Below are 19,148 nucleotides of genomic sequence, written 5' to 3'. Positions count from 1 at the left end.
CCAATCGAAAAACCTGTATTGGATAAAGAAAAACCTGAAATTATACGTAGAGTAGCAAATAGCTAGTCTAAATTTTTTGAAACAAAGGTCAGAGAAAGTCAAATTATTTTGACTAAATAAATTTGAAAACAAACGAGGTATGAAATATGAATAACAACTTTAATAACTTTAACAACATGGATGATTTATTTAACCAATTGATGGGCGGTATGCGTGGATACAGTTCAGAAAATCGTCGTTACTTGATTAACGGCCGTGAAGTAACACCTGAAGAATTCGCTATTTACCGTCAAACCGGTCAACTTCCAAGCGAAGGAAGTGAACAAGCTCAGTACGTTCAAGGTAAAGGTATGAAACAAGATGGGATTCTTGCAAAACTTGGACGTAACTTAACAGCAGAAGCTCGTGAAGGGAAGTTGGACCCAGTGATTGGACGTAATAAAGAAATCCAAGAAACTTCTGAAATTCTTTCTCGTCGCACAAAGAATAATCCAGTTCTCGTCGGTGATGCTGGTGTCGGTAAAACGGCTGTAGTTGAAGGGCTTGCACAAGCAATTGTAAATGGTGATGTTCCAGCAGCAATCAAGAACAAAGAGATTATTTCTATTGATATTTCTGGACTTGAAGCTGGTACTCAATACCGTGGTAGCTTTGAAGAAAACATTCAAAACTTGGTAAACGAAGTCAAAGAAGCTGGAAATATTATCCTTTTCTTCGACGAAATTCACCAAATCCTTGGTGCTGGTAGCACAGGTGATGGTCAAGGGTCTAAAGGTCTTGCTGATATCTTGAAACCAGCTCTTTCACGTGGTGAATTGACAGTGATTGGTGCAACTACTCAAGATGAATACCGTAATACCATCTTGAAAAACGCAGCCCTTGCTCGTCGTTTCAACGAAGTGAAGGTTAATGCTCCATCTGCTGAAGATACCTTCAAGATTCTTCAAGGTATTCGAGATCTTTATCAACAACACCACAATGTTATTTTGCCAGATGAAGTCTTGAAAGCTGCCGTTGATTACTCTGTTCAATATATTCCACAACGTAGCTTGCCTGATAAGGCTATTGACTTGGTCGATGTAACAGCTGCTCACTTGGCGGCTCAACATCCGGTAACAGATGTGCATGCAGTTGAACATGAAATTGAAGAAGAAAAAGCTAAACAAGAAGCTGCAGCTGCTAAAGAAGATTACGAAGCAGCTCTAAATGCAAAAGTCCGTATCGAAGAGCTTGAAAAGCAAATTGCTAATCATACAGAAGATCACAAGGTTACAGCTACTGTAAATGATGTAGCTGAGTCTGTCGAACGGATGACTGGAATCCCAGTATCACAAATGGGTGCAACCGATATCGAACGATTGAAAGATATGGGTCATCGTTTGCAAACCAAAGTTATCGGTCAAGACAAGGCTGTTGAGGCAGTAGCAAAAGCGATCCGTCGTAACCGTGCTGGTTTTGATGAAGGTAACCGTCCAATCGGTAGCTTCCTCTTTGTAGGACCTACTGGTGTTGGTAAAACTGAGTTGGCTAAACAATTAGCTCTTGATATGTTCGGTACTAAAGATGCCATCATCCGTTTAGATATGTCAGAATATAGCGACCGTACAGCCGTATCTAAATTGATTGGTACAACTGCAGGTTATGTTGGATACGATGACAACAACAATACCTTGACAGAACGTGTTCGCCGCAATCCATACTCAATCGTACTTTTGGATGAGATTGAAAAGGCTGACCCTCAAGTCATCACTCTTCTTCTCCAAGTTTTGGACGATGGTCGTTTGACAGATGGTCAAGGTAACACTGTCAACTTCAAGAATACGGTGATTATCGCAACTTCAAACGCAGGCTTTGGTTACGAAGCTAACTTGACAGAAGATGCTGATAAACCAGAACTTATGGATCGTTTGAAACCTTACTTCCGTCCAGAATTCTTGAACCGTTTCAATGCTGTCATCGAATTCTCACACTTGAGCAAAGAAGATCTTTCTAAGATTGTAGACCTTATGTTGGTTGAAGTTAACAAGACGCTTTCTAAGAAAGACATTGACTTGGTAGTGAGCGAAGCTGCTAAAGAATACATGACTGAAGAAGGCTACGATGAAGTCATGGGTGTTCGTCCACTCCGACGTGTGGTTGAACAACAAATCCGTGACAAAGTCACAGACTTCCACTTGGATAACCTTGATGCTAAACACCTAGAAGCTGATATGGAAGATGGTGTTTTGGTCATTCGTGAAAAAGCCTAAATCAAGATTTAGAAAATAAAAAAAGGAACCAGTTCAAAAGCTGGTTTCTTTTTTTATTATTAGATGACATGACGTTCAAAGGCATCGTCTGAGATTCCTTGTTGGAGAATCAATTTTGCCCATTCCTTAGCAGAAAAGAGGCTGTGATCCTTGTAGTTTCCGCAAGATTCAATAGTTGTTCCTGGGACATCTTCCCAAGTTGTTGTTTCAGCGATTTCCTTCAATGAATCCTTGATGACAGCTGCGATTTCAGCGCTAGAATGACGTCCCCACATAATCATATGGAACCCTGTACGACAACCAAATGGTGAACAATCGATCATACCGTCGATGCGAGTACGGATTAGCTTAGCCAAGAGGTGCTCAATAGTATGAAGTCCAGCAGTAGGGATAGAGTCCTCATTTGGTTGAACCAAGCGGATATCAAAGTTAGAAATGATATCTCCTTTCGGTCCAGTCTCTTCTCCAATCAAGCGGACATAAGGAGCTTTTACAATCGTATGATCTAGTTCAAAACTTTCAACAATAACTTCTTTTGACATGGTATTTCCTTTCAACTTTCTTCTTTCATTATATCATAAAGATATAGTTGATAAATGTCAATGATTGAAATTTTCCTAAAAAGATTTTCAAATTAGAAATAGAGGAAGAAAATATTTTCAAATCAATTTGAAAAATTCTGAAAATTGTATTGACACTTAGCTAAAAAGGGATTATAATGTATAAAAAGTCATAAAGGAGTTTATTATGAAATTTTCAAAAGTAATGGCCCTAGCAGGAGTGACTCTGTTAGCGTCAGGTGTTTTGGCGGCTTGTTCAGGTTCGAGCGCAAAAGGTGAGAAAACTTTTTCTTACACGTATGAAACCGACCCAGACAACCTCAACTATTTGACAACTGGTAAAGCAGCAACTTCTAATATCACTAGTAACGTCATTGACGGTTTGATGGAAAATGACCGCTACGGAAACTTTGTGCCATCAATTGCAGAAGATTGGTCTGTATCTCAAGATGGTTTGACATACACTTATACAATCCGTAAAGATGCTAAATGGTATACTTCTGAAGGTGAAGAGTACGCAGCTGTGAAAGCTCAAGACTTTGTAACGGGTCTTAAATATGCAGCTGACAACAAGTCAGAAGCACTTTATCTCGTTCAAGATTCTATTAAGGGTCTGGATGCATATGTGAAAGGTGAAGTTAAAGACTTCTCAGAAGTTGGAATTAAAGCAATTGATGATCAGACTGTTCAATATACTTTGAACAAACCTGAAAGCTTCTGGAACTCTAAAACAACTATGGGTGTTCTTGCACCGGTCAATGAAGAATTCCTTACTTCAAAAGGAAGTGACTTTGCCAAAGCAACAGATCCAAGTAGTATCCTTTATAACGGTCCTTACTTGTTGAAATCATTGGTAGCTAAATCTTCAGTAGAATTTGAAAAGAATCCAAATTATTGGGATAAGGACAATGTTCATATTGATAAAGTAAAACTATCATTCTGGGATGGTCAAGATACAAACAAACCTGCAGAAACCTTTAAGGCTGGTGGTTTCTCAACGGCTCGTCTATTCCCAACAAGTGCAAGTTATCCTGAAACTGAAAAAGAGTTTAAAGACAATATCGTTTATACACCACAAGATTCTTCAACTTACTTAATTGGTACCAATATTGATCGTCAGTCTTATAAATATACTTCTAAGACTACAGATGAGCAAAAAACTTCAACTAAGAAAGCTCTCCTTAACAAAGACTTCCGTCAAGCGATTGCCTTCGGTATTGATAGAACAGCTTATACTTCTCAAATCAATGGAGAAAGTGGAGCAACAAAACTTCTTCGTAACTTGTTCGTACCACCAACATTTGTTCAAGCAGATGGTAAAAACTTTGGTGAGTTAGTTAAGGAAAAATTGGTGACTTATGGTGACGAGTGGAAAGATGTTAACCTAGACGATGCTCAAGACGGTCTTTACAGTCCAGAAAAAGCAAAAGCAGAATTTGCTAAAGCTAAGACAGCTCTCCAAGCAGAAGGTGTTCAATTCCCAATCCACCTGGATATGCCGGTAGACCAAACAAGTACTACAAAAGTACAACGTGTTCAATCATTGAAACAATCACTTGAAACAACTTTAGGAACTGACAATGTGGTCATTGATATCCAACAACTTCAAAAAGATGAAGTTCTCAATGTTACCTACTTTGCTGAGTCAGCTGCTGGAGAAGATTGGGATCTTTCAGATAACGTTGGTTGGACTCCAGACTTTGCAGACCCATCTACTTACCTTGATATCATTAAACCATCAGTCGGTGAAAATACTAAGACTTACCTAGGATTTGATGCAGGTACAAACAACGCTGCTGCCAAACAAGTTGGTTTGGAAGATTACGAAAAAATGGTTGTTGAAGCCGGAAATGAAAACACTGACGTTTCAAAACGTTATGACAAATATGCTGCAGCTCAAGCTTGGTTGACAGATAGCGCTTTGATTATTCCAACTGCTTCTCAAACTGGACGTCCAATGTTGTCTAAGATGGTACCATTCACGCTTCCATTTGCTTACTCAGGTAACAAAGGAACAAGCGAAGCCCTCTTGTACAAGTACCTTGAACTTCAAGATAAACCAGTAACTGCTGATGAATATCAAAAAGCTCAAGATAAATGGAAGAAGGAAAAAGAAGAATCTAATAAAAAAGCGCAAGAAGATCTTGCAAACCATGTAAAATAAAAGAAGGTGGAGTTAGTAATTAACTCCACTTTTTCATTAATAAAAGACCTAGGAAGATGTTTCCTAGGTCTTTTAAGATTATTGTTGTCCTTGAGGATTTTGATTTTGTTGAGAGTTTTGATTTGTATTTGGAACAGTTTGGTTTTGTCCATTATTTGGGCTAGTAGTTTCAGCTACTGTAGTTTGATTTTCGGTTGTTGTAGTAGGAGCTTCTGTAGTAGCTTGTTGGGTTGTTTGAGGGATCCAGTTACTACGAGCGCCGACTTTGAAGACATACTCACCATTACGATACAAGCCCTCAGGCATTGTCCAATCACCTGGGTGATCATCCTCGGAAAGGTACTCCATCATTGATCGGTAGATGTTGGCCGCTACTCTAAATCCATCTCCTTCGATTGGAGTGAGGCGATTTGAATAACCTGTCCAAACAGCCATTGAATATTTGCGGGTATATCCTACAAACATTTCATCAGGTGCAACATAATCGTATCTCTTAATGTAATTTTCAATTTCATCATCTGTATAGTTAGATGTACCCGTCTTACCTGCTTGAGGTAACCAAGACATATAGGCACCACGACCAGTTCCGTAGGTTAATACGGTTTTCATCATTTCTGTCATCATATAGGCAGTAGTCTCCTTCATGGCACGTGAGCCAGGATCAGAGTACTCTTTTGAACTACCGTCACTAAAGACAATCTTGTTGATATACATTGGTTTATGGTAGATACCACCGTTAGCAAAAGCAGCGTAAGCAGCAGCCATTTTCTCACTACTTGCTCCGTACTTTTTGTTTGACTCAGTCGTGTTACTTGAAATAGCGTTGGCATAGTGCATATCCGGGTAGTCAATACCTAAACCATTCAAGAAAGTCTTGGCTTTGTCTAAACCAACCTTTTCAAGTGTTTCAACGGCAGGTACGTTACGCGATTGTTGGATTGCATATTGTAGTGTGATATTTCCATAGTATGCTTTATCCCAGTTATAAACAGGAATATCTGTTCCAGGATAGTTATAAGGGGCATCTTTTATGATTGCTGCGGTAGAGTCGTAAATTCCGTATTCAAGTGCAGGTGCATAATCTGTGATTGGTTTCATAGTAGAACCCCAGTCACGATTTGTTTCAACGGCCTGATTGAGTCCGAAGGATACATTGCTCGACTGGTGTCTTGAACCTAACTGAGCAATAACTTTACCATTTGTAACGTCTACGATAGTAGAAGCTGCTTGAAGTTCATCATCCGGATAATAAACATACTCATCTGTGTTGTATATATCCCAAAGACGCTTTTGAACGTCTTGGTCTACGTTAGTGTAGACATCCATTCCAGTAGTTAAAAGGTTGTAGCCTGTCTCTGTTTCAACTTGTTCAATCACTTCTTTGAGGTAATTGTCTAAGTATGGAGGATAGGAGTTGCTTCCTTTCAGACTTTGTAAACCATCAGTGACAGGTGTATTTATAGCCGTTTCATATTGTTCAGCTGTTAAATAACCTTGCTTTTGCATCTCTGATAGGACTAGATTACGACGTTCTGTTGCTTCTTCTGGATGAGAATAAGGATCGTATTGGTTAGGTGCCTGTGGCATTCCGGCTAGAAGAGCAAGTTGTGGAATTGATAGGTCTTTTAAATCTTTACCATAGTAACTTTGAGCTGCAGTTTGCATACCATAGTTACCATTTGACATGTATACCTTATTGATGTAATATGTCAAAATTTCCTGTTTTGTCGCAGTTCTTTCTAACTGAATAGCTAGCCAAGCTTCTTGGGCCTTACGTGCGATTGTTTGGTCTGATGAAGAAGTTGAGAAATATGTTAGCTTAATCAACTGTTGCGTCAAGGTTGAACCACCTTGGAGGCCACCTCTACTAGTTAAGTTTCGCAGGAAAGCTCCAGCTATTCGAATGCTATCGATTCCTCTATGGTTAAAAAAACGGTGATCCTCGATAGAGACAATTGCATTAACCAGTTCAATAGGAATTTCATTGCTTTGAGCATTGACACGGCGCTCTGCTCCTAAGTCAGCAATCAATTCGTTTTTACTGTCGTAAATTTTACTTGAAGTTGTTGCGACAAGTTTGCTTTCAGAAAGTTCTGGTGCTTTAGATACATAGTAGAAGAAGACACTTCCACCAATCAATATTGCAGCAATAAAGGCTGCTAAAAATCCAATTCCTAGATATTTAGCAATGCGCCAGATAAGTTGTTTGTTCATATTGTTTTACCACCTAGTAAATGTTGTTTGACGATATCGAGATAAGGTATTTGAGGGAAGGCTTGTTGTTCAATCACATAACCATGCTCTCGAATATAATCAAGCGGCATTGATTTTTTCCCCATATCCTGTTGATAAAAACGGATAAGGTCAATCGCCGGTAATAAATATGTTTCCTGATAAGAAGAAAAATGGATTAGGACGAAGCAAATTCCCTTTTGTTCAAGAACCTGTTCCATATGCTGTATCTGATGAGAATGGAAGTTCTTCATCGGAAACGCATTTTTTTGTCTGGTTTCCTTTGCTTCGAAATCAATGTAAAATCCTTCATAAACACCCGAGTAGTCAGTAGTTGAAGCTTGTCTGAAATAGGCTTCAACAATTTTAGCGCGACTCCGTTGAGGGTAGTCGACCCGAACAATCTGAACTGGGGTTGGCTTTTTGTGAATGACTGCTATTCCATGTGATAGATAGTAGTCATTGGTAGCATTAATCATCTTTTCAAAGCTCATACCTCGATTTGCGAAATTTTTAGTTTGAGGTAGAGAAGTTTTGCTTGGTTTAGATGAAAGTTTATGTGGATAGTTGACCATAGTCCTCCTTATTGGTACAATAACATCACTCTATTATACCACAAAGGTTTTCAGAAAGGGTGAAAAAATGCATACAGCCTTGGTTTTGGGATACTCAGCTTTTGATTTGGGAGTGTTTAATGAAAAGGACATTCGCTTAAAAATTATCAAAAAAGCTATTCGTAGAGATTTGGAAAGAATGGTTGAGGAAGGGTTGCAATGGCTAGTATTTACAGGTTCTCTTGGTTTTGAACATTGGGTTTTAGAAGTCGCCAAGGAAATGAAAGATGACTATGGATTCCAACTAGCGACTATTTTTGATTTTGAAACACATGGCTCGAATTGGAATGAAGCAAATCAGATCAAATTGAGTGATTTTAAACAGGTCGATTTTATCAAGTATGCCTATCCATCCTATGAGCAGAAAAGCCAATTGAGAGATTACCAGATTTTTTTACTTGAAAATACAGATGGAGCCTATCTTTTTTATGATCAAGAAAACGAAACAAAACTGAGATTTTTTTACGAACTGATGAAAAAGAAAGACAACTATATTACAAAAAGATTAACATTTGAGGATTTAAACGAAATAGCCGAAAATTTTTCCGAAAATTGAGGCTTTGACCTTGCTTTTTGTTTGCCTTTTTTTATATAATAATACTAGTAACTGAGAATGGAGAGAGACATGGCAAGTATTATTTTTACAGCAAAGGATATTTTTGAGCAGGATTTCGGAAGAGAAGTACGTGGATACAGTAAAGCAGAGGTAGATGAATTCTTAGATGACGTTATCAAGGATTATGAAACTTATGCAGCGTTGGTTAAATCATTGCGCTTGGAAGTCGCAGAATTGAAAGAACAATTGGCGAACAAACCTCAAGTGGAACCTGTATCTGTAACGTCTGAGCCTGCTGAGCTTGGAAGTACGACTTCTATGACTAACTTTGATATCTTGAAACGCTTGAATCGTCTTGAAAAAGAAGTATTTGGAAAACAAATCGTAGAAAATTCTGATTTCTAAGAATCATACAGTTGTGCAATTTTTGGATAATCGCGTGGAGAGTTTATCTTTTCATGAGGAAAGTCCATGCTAGCACAGGCTGTGATGCCTGTAGTGTTTGTGCTAGGCGAAACCATAAGCCTAGGGACGAGAAATCGTTACGGCGAGTGAATAGACTAAGTTTTCGGATATGTTTTAGTAGCTCTGAAAGTGCCACAGTGACGAAGTCTCTCTGGAAACAGAGAGAGTGGAACGCGGTAAACCCCTCAAGCTAGCAACCCAAATTTTGGTCGGGGCATGGAGTGCGCGGAAACGAACGTAGTACTCTGACTGCTAGCAGCTTTTAGCTGTTAGTGGTAGACAGATGATTATCGAAAGAAGTGGTCCTAGTCACTTCTGGAACAAAACATGGCTTATAGAAAATTGCATATAGGTTGGGGCTGAGAAATTTTCTCAACCTCATTTTTTAAAGGTGAACAAGAGAAAGGTCTTTAAAGACTGACATGAAACAAACATTTAATTTAATCGCGACTGCTGCAGCAGGCTTAGAGGCTGTTGTAGGTCGGGAAGTGCGTGCACTTGGCTATGACTGTCAAGTTGAGAATGGTCGCGTTCGCTTTGAAGGAGATGTAAAGACAATTATTGAAACTAATTTGTGGCTACGAGCTGCAGATAGGATTAAGATTGTTGTTGGGACTTTTCCTGCAAAAACATTTGAAGAACTTTTTCAAGGAGTTTTTGCCTTAGATTGGGAAAATTATTTACCACTTGGAGCGCGTTTTCCAATTTCAAAGGCTAAGTGTGTCAAATCAAAACTTCATAATGAACCTAGTGTTCAAGCTATTTCTAAAAAGGCAGTTGTCAAGAAATTGCAGAAACATTATGCTCGACCAGAAGGCGTTCCCTTGATGGAAAATGGTCCAGAGTTTAAAATAGAGGTTTCAATTCTTAAAGATGTTGCGACTATCATGATTGACACAAGTGGCTCTAGTCTTTTCAAACGAGGTTATCGTACTGAAAAAGGTGGTGCTCCTATTAAAGAGAATATGGCAGCAGCAATTCTGCAATTATCAAACTGGTATCCAGATAAACCTTTGATTGATCCAACCTGTGGTTCAGGAACCTTCTGTATTGAGGCAGCTATGATTGCTCGTAATATGGCGCCAGGCTTACGCCGTTCCTTTGCTTTCGAAGAATGGAATTGGGTTAGTGATCGTTTGATTCAGGAGATTCGTACGGAAGCTAGCAAGAAGATTAATCGTGAGATTGAGCTAGACATCATGGGCTGTGATATCGATGGCCGCATGGTGGAAATTGCTAAGGAAAATGCTCAGGCTGCAGGGGTTTCTAAGGATATACATTTTAAGCAGATGCGCGTGCAGGATTTGCGAACAGATAAGATTAATGGGGTTATTATTTCGAATCCACCATATGGGGAACGCTTATCCGATGACGCTGGAGTAACAAAGCTCTATGCTGAGATGGGAGAGGTATTTGCTCCACTTAAAACCTGGAGTAAATTTATCCTGACCAGTGATGAAGCTTTTGAAAGTAAATATGGTAGTCAGGCAGATAAAAAACGGAAACTCTATAACGGTACTTTGAAAGTTGATTTATATCAATATTTTGGTCAACGAGTGAAAAGACAAGATGTCAAAGTAGAAAGGAATGCAAATGAGTAAGAAAAGACGCAATCGCCATCACAAGGGTGAGCAAGAATCTAAGTTTGAATTTGAAGAGGCTAAAGATTTAACGGTTGGTCAGGCTATTCGTAAGAACGAAGAAGTTGAAGCAGGTGTGACTCCAGATGATACCATCTTAGATAAATATATCAAGCAACACCGTGAAGAAATCGAAGCAGACAAATTTGAAAATTTACAAACGAAAAAAGAGGAGTCTACTCAAAGCTTGGATGATATGATCCAAGAAGTGAGAGAAACTGCTGAACAAGAAAATGTGTTAAGTCCGGAAGAGGAAGCAATTGCTCTTGCAGTAGCCACAGATACAACTGAAATCGTTGCCCAAGAAGCCGAAGAAGAAGAAACCAGAGTTCTCGAGCAACCTTTTAAGGATGAATTGGAAGCTGTGGAAATGGCTGAGGTTGATAACTCCGAAGTTGCAGTGGTTTATGAGGAAAATGAAGATCAACTTCAACCCTTGTCTCGTTCTGCTCAAGCAGATGATGAACCACAAAATAAAAAGAAATGGGCAATTTTGTCAGCCATTATTTTGCTATTCCTCTTGATTTTTGGAGGTGGCTATTACGTTTATCGTCAGATTACGCGTTCTTCTCAAGAGCTTCAAACGAAGGCGGCGGATTCAGGTTTGGTAAGTAATCAGTCAGTCTATGAACAATTTAATACGCTCTACGACACGTTTTATACTGATGAAAACAAAACGGCTCTTAAAAATAGCCAGTTTAGTCAACTGAATCAATTGAAGGAACTTCTAGATAAACTTGAAGGAGCGAGAGAACATACTCTAGCCAAATCAAAATATGATAGTCTAGAAACCCAAATAAAGGCTATCCAAGAAGTGAACTCTCAATTTGAAACTCCAGCTATTACAGATGGTGTCTTGGATACAAATGCAAAAATCAAAGCGGATGCTAAATTCACGGAAATCAAGACTGGTAATACAGAAATTGATAAACTGCTTGATAAAGCAATCAGCCTTGGGAAGAGCCAACTAGCAAGTACAACAACGGCCTCAACAACAGCCTCGACAACAGCAGCGAGCCAGGAAGCGTCAAGCCCAACAACAGAAAGCAGTCCATCTACTTCAACAAGTGATACTGCGGCATCTACTAATAGTGGCTTGTCAAGCGAAGGTGTTAATTTGCAAAGAAGCGCTAGCCGAGTACCGTATAATCAATCTGCTGTAAACGATAGTAGTAATCCTGCCTGGACCTTCGCAGATGGTGTTCTTGAACAGATCCTTGAGACATCCCGTGCGCGTGGATATATCACTGGAAACCAATATATCTTGGAACGTGTAAATATTGTGAATGGCAATGGATATTACAATCTTTACAAACCAGATGGAACTTATCTCTTCACTCTAAACTGTAAGACAGGATACTTTGTTGGGAATGGTTCTGGCCATGCGGATGATTTAGACTACTAGTCAAATTGTTATAAAATTCTTTCTTTTCACAGATAAACGTGATAAAATAAAACATATTAAATAAGAGGAGTGTCACATGACAAAAGCAAACTTTGGTGTTGTTGGTATGGCCGTAATGGGTCGTAACCTTGCCCTTAATATTGAATCTCGTGGATACACAGTTGCTATCTATAACCGTAGTAAAGAAAAAACAGAAGATGTTGTTGCTTGCCATCCTGAAAAGAACTTTGTGCCAAGCTATGATATCGAAAGCTTCGTAAACTCAATTGAAAAACCACGTCGTATCATGCTCATGGTTCAAGCAGGACCTGGTACAGACGCAACCATCCAAGCCCTTCTTCCACACTTGGATAAAGGCGACATCTTGATTGACGGAGGAAATACTTTCTATAAAGATACTATCCGTCGTAACGAAGAATTGGCGAACTCTGGTATCAACTTCATTGGTACAGGTGTTTCTGGTGGTGAAAAAGGTGCCCTTGAAGGTCCTTCTATCATGCCTGGTGGACAAAAAGAAGCTTATGAATTGGTAGCAGATGTTCTTGAAGAGATCTCTGCAAAAGCACCAGAAGATGGTAAACCATGTGTGACTTACATCGGCCCTGATGGAGCTGGTCACTATGTGAAAATGGTCCACAATGGTATCGAGTACGGTGATATGCAATTGATTGCAGAAAGCTATGACTTGATGCAACACTTGCTTGGCCTTTCAGCTCAGGATATGGCTGAAATCTTTACTGAGTGGAACAAGGGCGAATTGGACAGCTACTTGATCGAAATCACGGCTGATATCCTTGGACGCAAAGATGATGAAGGTCAAGATGGTCCAATCGTAGACTACATCTTGGATGCTGCAGGAAACAAAGGAACTGGTAAATGGACTAGCCAATCAGCTCTTGACCTTGGTGTGCCATTGTCACTGATTACTGAGTCAGTATTTGCGCGCTACATTTCAACTTATAAAGAAGAACGTGTACACGCTAGCAAGGTACTTCCAAAACCAGCTGCTTTCAAATTTGAAGGAGACAAGGCTGAGTTGATTGAAAAGATCCGTCAAGCCCTTTACTTCTCAAAAATCATTTCTTACGCACAAGGTTTTGCGCAATTGCGTGTAGCTTCTAAAGAAAATAACTGGAACTTGCCATTTGCAGATATCGCATCTATCTGGCGCGATGGATGTATCATCCGTTCTCGTTTCTTGCAAAAGATTACAGATGCATACAACCGTGATGCAGATCTGGCTAACCTTCTTTTGGATGAGTACTTCTTGGATGTAACAGCTAAGTACCAACAATCAGTTCGTGATATCGTAGCTCTTGCTGTTCAAGCTGGTGTACCAGTACCAACCTTCTCAGCAGCCATCACTTACTTTGATAGCTACCGTTCAGCTGACCTTCCAGCAAACTTGATCCAAGCACAACGTGACTACTTTGGTGCCCACACATACCAACGTAAAGACAAAGAAGGAACATTCCACTACTCTTGGTATGACGAAAAATAAGTAGGTCAGCCATGGGGAAACGGATTTTATTACTTGAGAAAGAAAGAAATCTAGCTCATTTTTTAAGTCTGGAACTCCAAAAAGAGCAATACCGAGTTGATCAGGTAGAAGAGGGACAAAAAGCCCTCTCCATGGCTCTTCAGACAGACTATGACTTGATTTTACTGAATGCTCATCTAGGGGATATGACAGCCCAGGATTTTGCAGATAAGTTGAGTCGAACCAAGCCAGCTGCGGTGATCATGGTCTTGGACCATCGAGAAGAATTGCAAGACCAACTTGAAACAATCCAGCGTTTCGCTGTTTCATACATCTATAAACCAATCATTATCGATGATTTGGTCAGTCGTATTTCAGCTATCTTCCGAGGTCGAGATTTCATCGACCAACACTGTAGTCAGATGAAAGTTCCGACAGCTTATCGCAATCTGCGTATGGATGTAGAACATCATACCGTCTATCGTGGCGAGGAGATGATTGCTCTGACACGTCGTGAATATGACCTCTTAGCTACCCTTATGGGAAGTAAGAAGGTTTTAACTCGTGAGCAATTGCTGGAAAGTGTTTGGAAGTATGAAAGTGCGACCGAAACTAATATAGTGGACGTTTATATCCGTTATCTACGTAGCAAACTTGACGTGAAAGGTCAAAAGAGCTACATTAAAACCGTGCGTGGTGTTGGTTACACCATGCAAGAATAGAAAAGCAGTTGCAGTTTTGTAACTGCTTTTTTTAAAGTCGTTGAAATGTTGACATATGATTTGATTTTTGCTACAATCATTTTGGAGGAAACAAGAATGAAATTTTTGAAAAAAATGATGCAAGCTGGACTTGCAGTATTCTTTTTTGGTCTGTTAGCAACAAGTACAGTATTTGCGGATGATGCTGATTCAGAAGGCTGGCAATTTGTCCAAGAAAATGGTAGAACCTACTACAAGAAGGGTGATATCAAAGAAAAGGCCTGGCGAGTGATAGATGGGAAGTACTATTATTTTGATCATATATCAGGAGAAATGGTTGTCGGCTGGCAATATATCCCGTTTCCATCTAAAGGTAGTACAATTGGTCCTTACCCTAATGGTGTGAGATTAGAAGGTTTTCCAAAGTCAGAGTGGTACTACTTCGATCAGAATGGAGTGCTACAAGAGTTTGTTGGTTGGAAAGCATTAGAGATTAAAACTAAAGACAGTGTTGGAAGAAAGTACGGGGAAAAACGTGAAGACAAAGAAGAGAAGCGTTATTACACGAACTATTACTTTAATCAGAATCATTCTTTAGAGACAGGTTGGCTTTATGATCAGTCTAATTGGTATTATCTAGCTAAAACTGAAATTAATGGAGAAAACTTTATTGGTGGTGAAAGACGTGCAGGTTGGATAAATGATGGTTCAGCTTGGTACTACCTCGATCCAACAACTGCTGCAATGCAAACTGGTTGGCAATATCTTGGTAACAAGTGGTACTATCTCCGTTCATCAGGAGCAATGGCGACAGGTTGGTATCTAGATGGTTCAACTTGGTATTACCTAGATTCTCAAAATGGTGATATGAAAACTGGCTGGATTTATGTCGATAATACTTGGTATTACCTCCGTTCATCAGGAGCTATGGCAACAGGTTGGCTTCAAGATGGCTCAACTTGGTACTATCTCAATGCAAGCAATGGCGATATGAAGACAGGCTGGTTCCAAGTTAATGGTAGATGGTACTATGCCTATAGTTCAGGTGCCTTAGCTGTGAATACAAAAGTAGATGGCTACTACGTCAACTATAATGGTGAATGGGTACAGTAATGAAAACAAGCGATTGTGAAGGAAACAATCGCTTTTTTTGTGAAAATATAATAAAATAGAAAGGAATAAAGTTCTAAAATTTTATCTAGAAACAGACGCTTTTTGTCTGATAGTAGGATTAAATGACAAAAGAAGTTGGTGTCGGTCAGGCACATAGTAAAATTATTTTAATAGGAGAGCATGCAGTCGTTTACGGCTATCCAGCCATCTCTTTGCCTCTTTTAGAGGTTGAAGTGACTTGTCGGGTTGTTCCAGCAGCGACACCATGGCGTCTTTTTGAAGAGGACACCTTGTCCATGGCAGTTTATGCTTCCCTCGAGTATCTGAATATCACAGATGCTTACATCCGTTGCCAAATTGACTCTGCTATTCCAGAAAAACGTGGAATGGGTTCTTCGGCAGCCATTAGCATTGCGGCTATTCGCGCGGTATTTGATTATTTTGAAGCAGAACTTCCACATGATGTGTTAGAAATTCTGGTCAATCGCGCTGAGATGATTGCCCATATGAATCCTAGTGGATTGGATGCTAAGACCTGTCTTAGTGACCAGCCTATTCGTTTTATCAAGAATGTTGGTTTTGAAGAATTAGCTATGGACTTGTCGGCTTATCTGGTCATTGCAGACACAGGAGTCTATGGACACACTCGTGAAGCTATTCAAGTTGTAGAGAGCAAGGGTAAGGAAGCTTTACCTTTCTTGTATGCACTTGGAGAGTTGACCCAGCAAGCAGAAGAAGCAATAAAGGCAAGAGATGCCGTGATGCTGGGAGACATTTTAACAAAAGCACATGAAAATCTAAAAGAAATAGGAGTTAGTAGCCTTGAGGCTGATGCCTTGGTGGAAACTGCTCTTGAACACGGTGCTTTAGGTGCTAAGATGAGTGGTGGTGGTTTAGGTGGCTGTATTATAGCCTTAGTAGCTGACTATCACCAAGCTCAAGATTTAGCTGAAAGATTAGAAGAGAAAGGAGCTGTTCAGACATGGATCGAAAGCCTGTAACAGTACGTTCCTATGCCAATATTGCTATTATTAAATATTGGGGAAAGAAAGCAGAAAAAGAGATGGTTCCTGCGACTAGCAGTATCTCTCTGACTTTAGAAAATATGTATACGGAGACGACACTTTCTCCTTTACCAGTAGATGCAAAGGCGGATGCCTTTTACATCAATGGTCACTTGCAAAACGAAGCTGAGCATGCCAAGATGAGTAAAATCATTGACCGCTACCGTCCTGAAGGAGCAGGGTTTGTTCGTATCGATACCAAGAACAATATGCCAACAGCAGCAGGCCTTTCTTCAAGTTCCAGTGGTTTATCTGCCTTGGTCAAAGCTTGTAACGCATATTTCCAACTTGGGCTGAATCGCAGAGAATTGGCCTTGGAAGCTAAGTTTGCATCGGGTTCTTCATCTCGTAGTTTTTATGGCCCCTTGGCAGCCTGGGACAAGGATAGTGGAGAGATCTATCCAGTTGAGACTGACTTGAAACTCGCTATGATTATGTTGGTCTTGGAAGACCAGAAAAAACCAATTTCCAGTCGAGATGGGATGAAGCTCTGTGTCGAAACTTCTACGACTTTTGATGAGTGGATTCGTCAATCTGAACAAGATTACAAGGATATGTTAGTCTACCTCAAGGAAAATGACTTTAAGAAAGTTGGAGAATTGACAGAGAAGAACGCGTTGGCTATGCATGCTACGACAAAAACTGCAACTCCATCCTTCTCTTATCTGACAGATGCTAGTTATGAGGCTATGGATTTTGTTCGTCAGCTTAGAGAACAAGGAGAATCTTGCTACTTTACCATGGATGCGGGCCCTAATGTCAAGGTTCTTTGCTTGGAAGAGGACTTGGAACATTTATCAGAACTTTTAGGTCAACGCTATCGCTTGATCGTATCAAAGACAAAGGACTTGAGCCAAGATGACGATTGTTAAAACTTGTGGGAAGCTCTATTGGGCTGGTGAGTATGCCATTTTAGAACCAGGTCAATTAGCGCTAATAAAGGCTATTCCCATCTATATGACGGCTGAGATTAAAGCCTCTGATGATTATCGTCTTTACTCAGATATGTTTACCTATAGTGTGGACATGCGACCAGATTCTTCTTATGCCTTGATTCAAGAAACAGTTGCCTTGGTGGAGGAGTATCTAACTGCCCAAGGAGTTGAACTGCAGCCTTTTTCTTTAGACATTCGTGGGAAAATGGAGCGTGAGGGAAAGAAATTCGGCCTGGGTTCTAGTGGTAGCGTCGTTGTCTTGGTTATAAAGGCCATGCTTGCTTTCTATGAAAGACCATGTGAAAGAGAACTCTTGTTTAAATTGGCGAGTGCTGTACTTCTTAAACGTGGGGACAATGGCTCCATGGGGGACATTGCCTGTATCGTATCAGAAAACCTCGTTCTCTATCAGTCATTTGACCGCAAGAAAGTGGCACAATGGCTAGAAAAGGAAGAACTGCAAGCTGTATTAGCACGTGACTGGGGCTTTTCTATTAGGAGTGTTGAACCAGCTTTGAAATTTGATTTTCTGGTTGGTTGGACCAAGGAAGTGGCTGTATCTAGTCACATGGTCAAGCAAATCAAGGATAATATGAACGCTAGCTTTTTACAGGCTTCAAAAAAAACAGTAGCTAACTTGGTGAAGGCTTTGGAGGTAGGTCAAGAAGAAACCATTATTGACTTACTGGAACAAGCCAGCCAACTTTTAGAAGGCTTGAGTTCAGATATTTACACACCTTCGCTCAGACAACTAAAAAATGCCAGCCGAGACTTGAAAGCCGTTGCTAAGAGTAGTGGTGCTGGTGGTGGAGACTGTGGGATTGCACTTAGCTTTGACCAAGATTCGACCACATTACTGAAAAAACGCTGGGCTGATCTAGGAATTGAGCTCTTGTATCAAGAAAGGATGGGACATGACGACAAATCGGAAGGATGAACACATCCGCTATGCCCTTGAACAAAACAGTACTTATAATAGTTTTGATGAAGTGGAGTTGATCCACTCCTCGCTACCCTTATATGACTTAGATGAAATTGACCTTTCAACAGAATTTGCAGGGCGAAAATGGGACTTTCCTTTTTATATCAATGCCATGACAGGTGGGAGTGAAAAGGGTAAAGAAATCAATCAAAAGTTGGCCCAGGTGGCTGAAACCTGTGGGATTTTATTTGTAACGGGTTCCTACAGCGCTGCACTTAAGGATCCTTCAGATGATTCTTTTTCAGTCAAAACTAGTTACCCTGACCTCCTTCTTGGAACCAATATTGGCTTAGACAAACCTGTAGAACTAGGATTACAAACAGTGAAAGAGATGAATCCTCTCCTCTTACAAGTTCATGTTAATGTCATGCAGGAATTACTTATGCCAGAGGGTGAACGTCAATTTAGATTATGGCAGCATAATCTGAAAGATTATGCTGAGCAAATCTCTGTGCCTCTTGTTTTAAAAGAAGTCGGCTTTGGCATGGATGTGAAAACCATTGCTAAGGCTTATGAGATGGGAATACGAACCGTTGATTTGTCTGGTCGTGGGGGAACGAGTTTTGCCTATATCGAAAACCGTCGCGGTGGACAGCGTGATTACCTAAATGACTGGGGTCAATCAACTATGCAAGCTCTTCTGAATGCCCAAGACTGGAAAGACAAGATGGAACTTTTGGTGAGTGGAGGAGTTCGCAATCCACTAGATATCATCAAATGTTTGGTGTTTGGAGCCAAAGCAGTTGGTCTATCACGTACTATGTTAGAGCTGGTTGAAAATTACTCTGTTGATGTTGTTATTTCCATTGTTGAAAGTTGGAAGGAAGACCTACGCTTGATTATGTGTGCCCTTAATTGTGCAAAGATTGAGGATTTGCAAGAGGTCGACTATCTCTTATATGGAAAATTAAAAGAAGCAAAAGACCAAATGTAAGGAGATCGGGATTTTAGTCCCGGTCTCTTTATCATTCCTCAGACTGATGTGACT

16 protein-coding genes and 1 other RNA gene are annotated in these 19,148 nt (G+C 40.1%); 14 read left to right on the top strand and 3 right to left on the bottom strand.

All coding sequences use genetic code 11. The features are described 5' to 3' along the window. The first annotated feature begins 146 nt into the window (after nt 1-146). The gene (locus tag M1F91_RS04090; protein ID WP_247912750.1) at nt 147-2,249 is read left to right on the top strand and encodes an ATP-dependent Clp protease ATP-binding subunit; all 2,103 of its coding nucleotides are present in this window, start codon (nt 147-149) and stop codon (nt 2,247-2,249) included. Between the two features lie 59 nt (nt 2,250-2,308). Here the strand turns inward: M1F91_RS04090 and M1F91_RS04085 are convergent, their stop codons facing one another. Continuing rightward, nucleotides 2,309-2,791 carry an S-ribosylhomocysteine lyase gene (locus tag M1F91_RS04085; RefSeq protein WP_004251981.1) on the bottom strand — a complete coding sequence of 161 codons (483 nt, stop codon included), beginning with the start codon at nt 2,789-2,791 and terminating at the stop codon, nt 2,309-2,311. Nucleotides 2,792-2,996: 205 nt separating this feature from the next. Here M1F91_RS04085 and M1F91_RS04080 point away from each other — a divergent pair, with 205 nt between their 5' ends. Next, nucleotides 2,997-4,973, top strand: a complete 1,977-nt coding sequence (locus M1F91_RS04080; protein WP_247912749.1) for a peptide ABC transporter substrate-binding protein — start codon at nt 2,997-2,999, stop codon at nt 4,971-4,973. A gap of 78 nt (nt 4,974-5,051) precedes the next feature. On the opposite strand, the gene pbp1a is transcribed toward M1F91_RS04080, so the two are convergent. Beyond that, entirely contained in the window at nt 5,052-7,187 is a 2,136-nt protein-coding gene (gene pbp1a / locus M1F91_RS04075; protein ID WP_247912748.1) for a penicillin-binding protein PBP1A, read from the bottom strand. After that, entirely contained in the window at nt 7,184-7,780 is a 597-nt protein-coding gene (gene recU / locus M1F91_RS04070) for a Holliday junction resolvase RecU (RefSeq protein ID WP_006150093.1), read from the bottom strand. The genes pbp1a and recU overlap by 4 nt, the downstream gene beginning before the upstream one ends. Nucleotides 7,781-7,847: 67 nt before the next feature. Here recU and M1F91_RS04065 point away from each other — a divergent pair, with 67 nt between their 5' ends. The 12 genes from M1F91_RS04065 (at nt 7,848) to fni (ending at nt 19,094) form a co-directional block, all read left to right on the top strand. Then, the gene (locus tag M1F91_RS04065; protein ID WP_247912747.1) at nt 7,848-8,375 is read left to right on the top strand and encodes a DUF1273 domain-containing protein; all 528 of its coding nucleotides are present in this window, start codon (nt 7,848-7,850) and stop codon (nt 8,373-8,375) included. Nucleotides 8,376-8,444: 69 nt separating this feature from the next. Further along, nucleotides 8,445-8,780: a cell division regulator GpsB gene (gpsB, locus tag M1F91_RS04060; protein WP_006152068.1), complete on the top strand. Its 336-nt coding sequence runs from the start codon at nt 8,445-8,447 to the stop codon at nt 8,778-8,780. 18 nt (nt 8,781-8,798) lie between these two features. Next, an RNA gene (rnpB, locus tag M1F91_RS04055) (RNase P RNA component class B) lies at nt 8,799-9,180 on the top strand. Between the two features lie 82 nt (nt 9,181-9,262). Continuing rightward, nucleotides 9,263-10,441: a class I SAM-dependent RNA methyltransferase gene (locus M1F91_RS04050; RefSeq protein WP_247912746.1), complete on the top strand. Its 1,179-nt coding sequence runs from the start codon at nt 9,263-9,265 to the stop codon at nt 10,439-10,441. After that, the gene (locus M1F91_RS04045; RefSeq protein WP_247912745.1) at nt 10,434-11,885 is read left to right on the top strand and encodes a cell division site-positioning protein MapZ family protein; all 1,452 of its coding nucleotides are present in this window, start codon (nt 10,434-10,436) and stop codon (nt 11,883-11,885) included. Before M1F91_RS04050 ends, M1F91_RS04045 begins: the two co-directional genes overlap by 8 nt. Before the next feature lie 76 nt (nt 11,886-11,961). After that, nucleotides 11,962-13,386 (top strand): NADP-dependent phosphogluconate dehydrogenase, encoded by a 1,425-nt coding sequence (gene gndA / locus M1F91_RS04040; protein ID WP_006151777.1) that lies wholly within the window; start codon nt 11,962-11,964, stop codon nt 13,384-13,386. A gap of 11 nt (nt 13,387-13,397) precedes the next feature. Continuing rightward, nucleotides 13,398-14,087 carry a response regulator transcription factor gene (locus M1F91_RS04035; protein ID WP_049510160.1) on the top strand — a complete coding sequence of 230 codons (690 nt, stop codon included), beginning with the start codon at nt 13,398-13,400 and terminating at the stop codon, nt 14,085-14,087. Nucleotides 14,088-14,183: 96 nt separating this feature from the next. Next, entirely contained in the window at nt 14,184-15,179 is a 996-nt protein-coding gene (gene cbpJ, locus M1F91_RS04030) for an N-acetylmuramoyl-L-alanine amidase family protein (RefSeq protein WP_247912744.1), read from the top strand. 122 nt (nt 15,180-15,301) lie between these two features. After that, nucleotides 15,302-16,180 (top strand): mevalonate kinase, encoded by an 879-nt coding sequence (gene mvk, locus M1F91_RS04025; protein WP_247912743.1) that lies wholly within the window; start codon nt 15,302-15,304, stop codon nt 16,178-16,180. Further along, nucleotides 16,162-17,115 carry a diphosphomevalonate decarboxylase gene (mvaD, locus tag M1F91_RS04020; RefSeq protein ID WP_247912742.1) on the top strand — a complete coding sequence of 318 codons (954 nt, stop codon included), beginning with the start codon at nt 16,162-16,164 and terminating at the stop codon, nt 17,113-17,115. The genes mvk and mvaD overlap by 19 nt, the downstream gene beginning before the upstream one ends. Further along, nucleotides 17,102-18,115, top strand: coding sequence for a phosphomevalonate kinase (locus M1F91_RS04015; protein ID WP_247912741.1), 1,014 nt, complete (start codon nt 17,102-17,104; stop codon nt 18,113-18,115). The genes mvaD and M1F91_RS04015 overlap by 14 nt, the downstream gene beginning before the upstream one ends. Then, nucleotides 18,093-19,094 carry a type 2 isopentenyl-diphosphate Delta-isomerase gene (gene fni, locus M1F91_RS04010; RefSeq protein ID WP_247912740.1) on the top strand — a complete coding sequence of 334 codons (1,002 nt, stop codon included), beginning with the start codon at nt 18,093-18,095 and terminating at the stop codon, nt 19,092-19,094. The genes M1F91_RS04015 and fni overlap by 23 nt, the downstream gene beginning before the upstream one ends. Nucleotides 19,095-19,148: the final 54 nt, after the last annotated feature.

Source organism: Streptococcus sp. oral taxon 431 (assembly GCF_023110115.1).
In the GTDB taxonomy this organism is placed as follows: Bacteria; Bacillota; Bacilli; order Lactobacillales; family Streptococcaceae; genus Streptococcus.
Note: the sequence above shows the minus strand (reverse complement) of the source record. Positions and strands in the feature narration are given on the sequence as shown.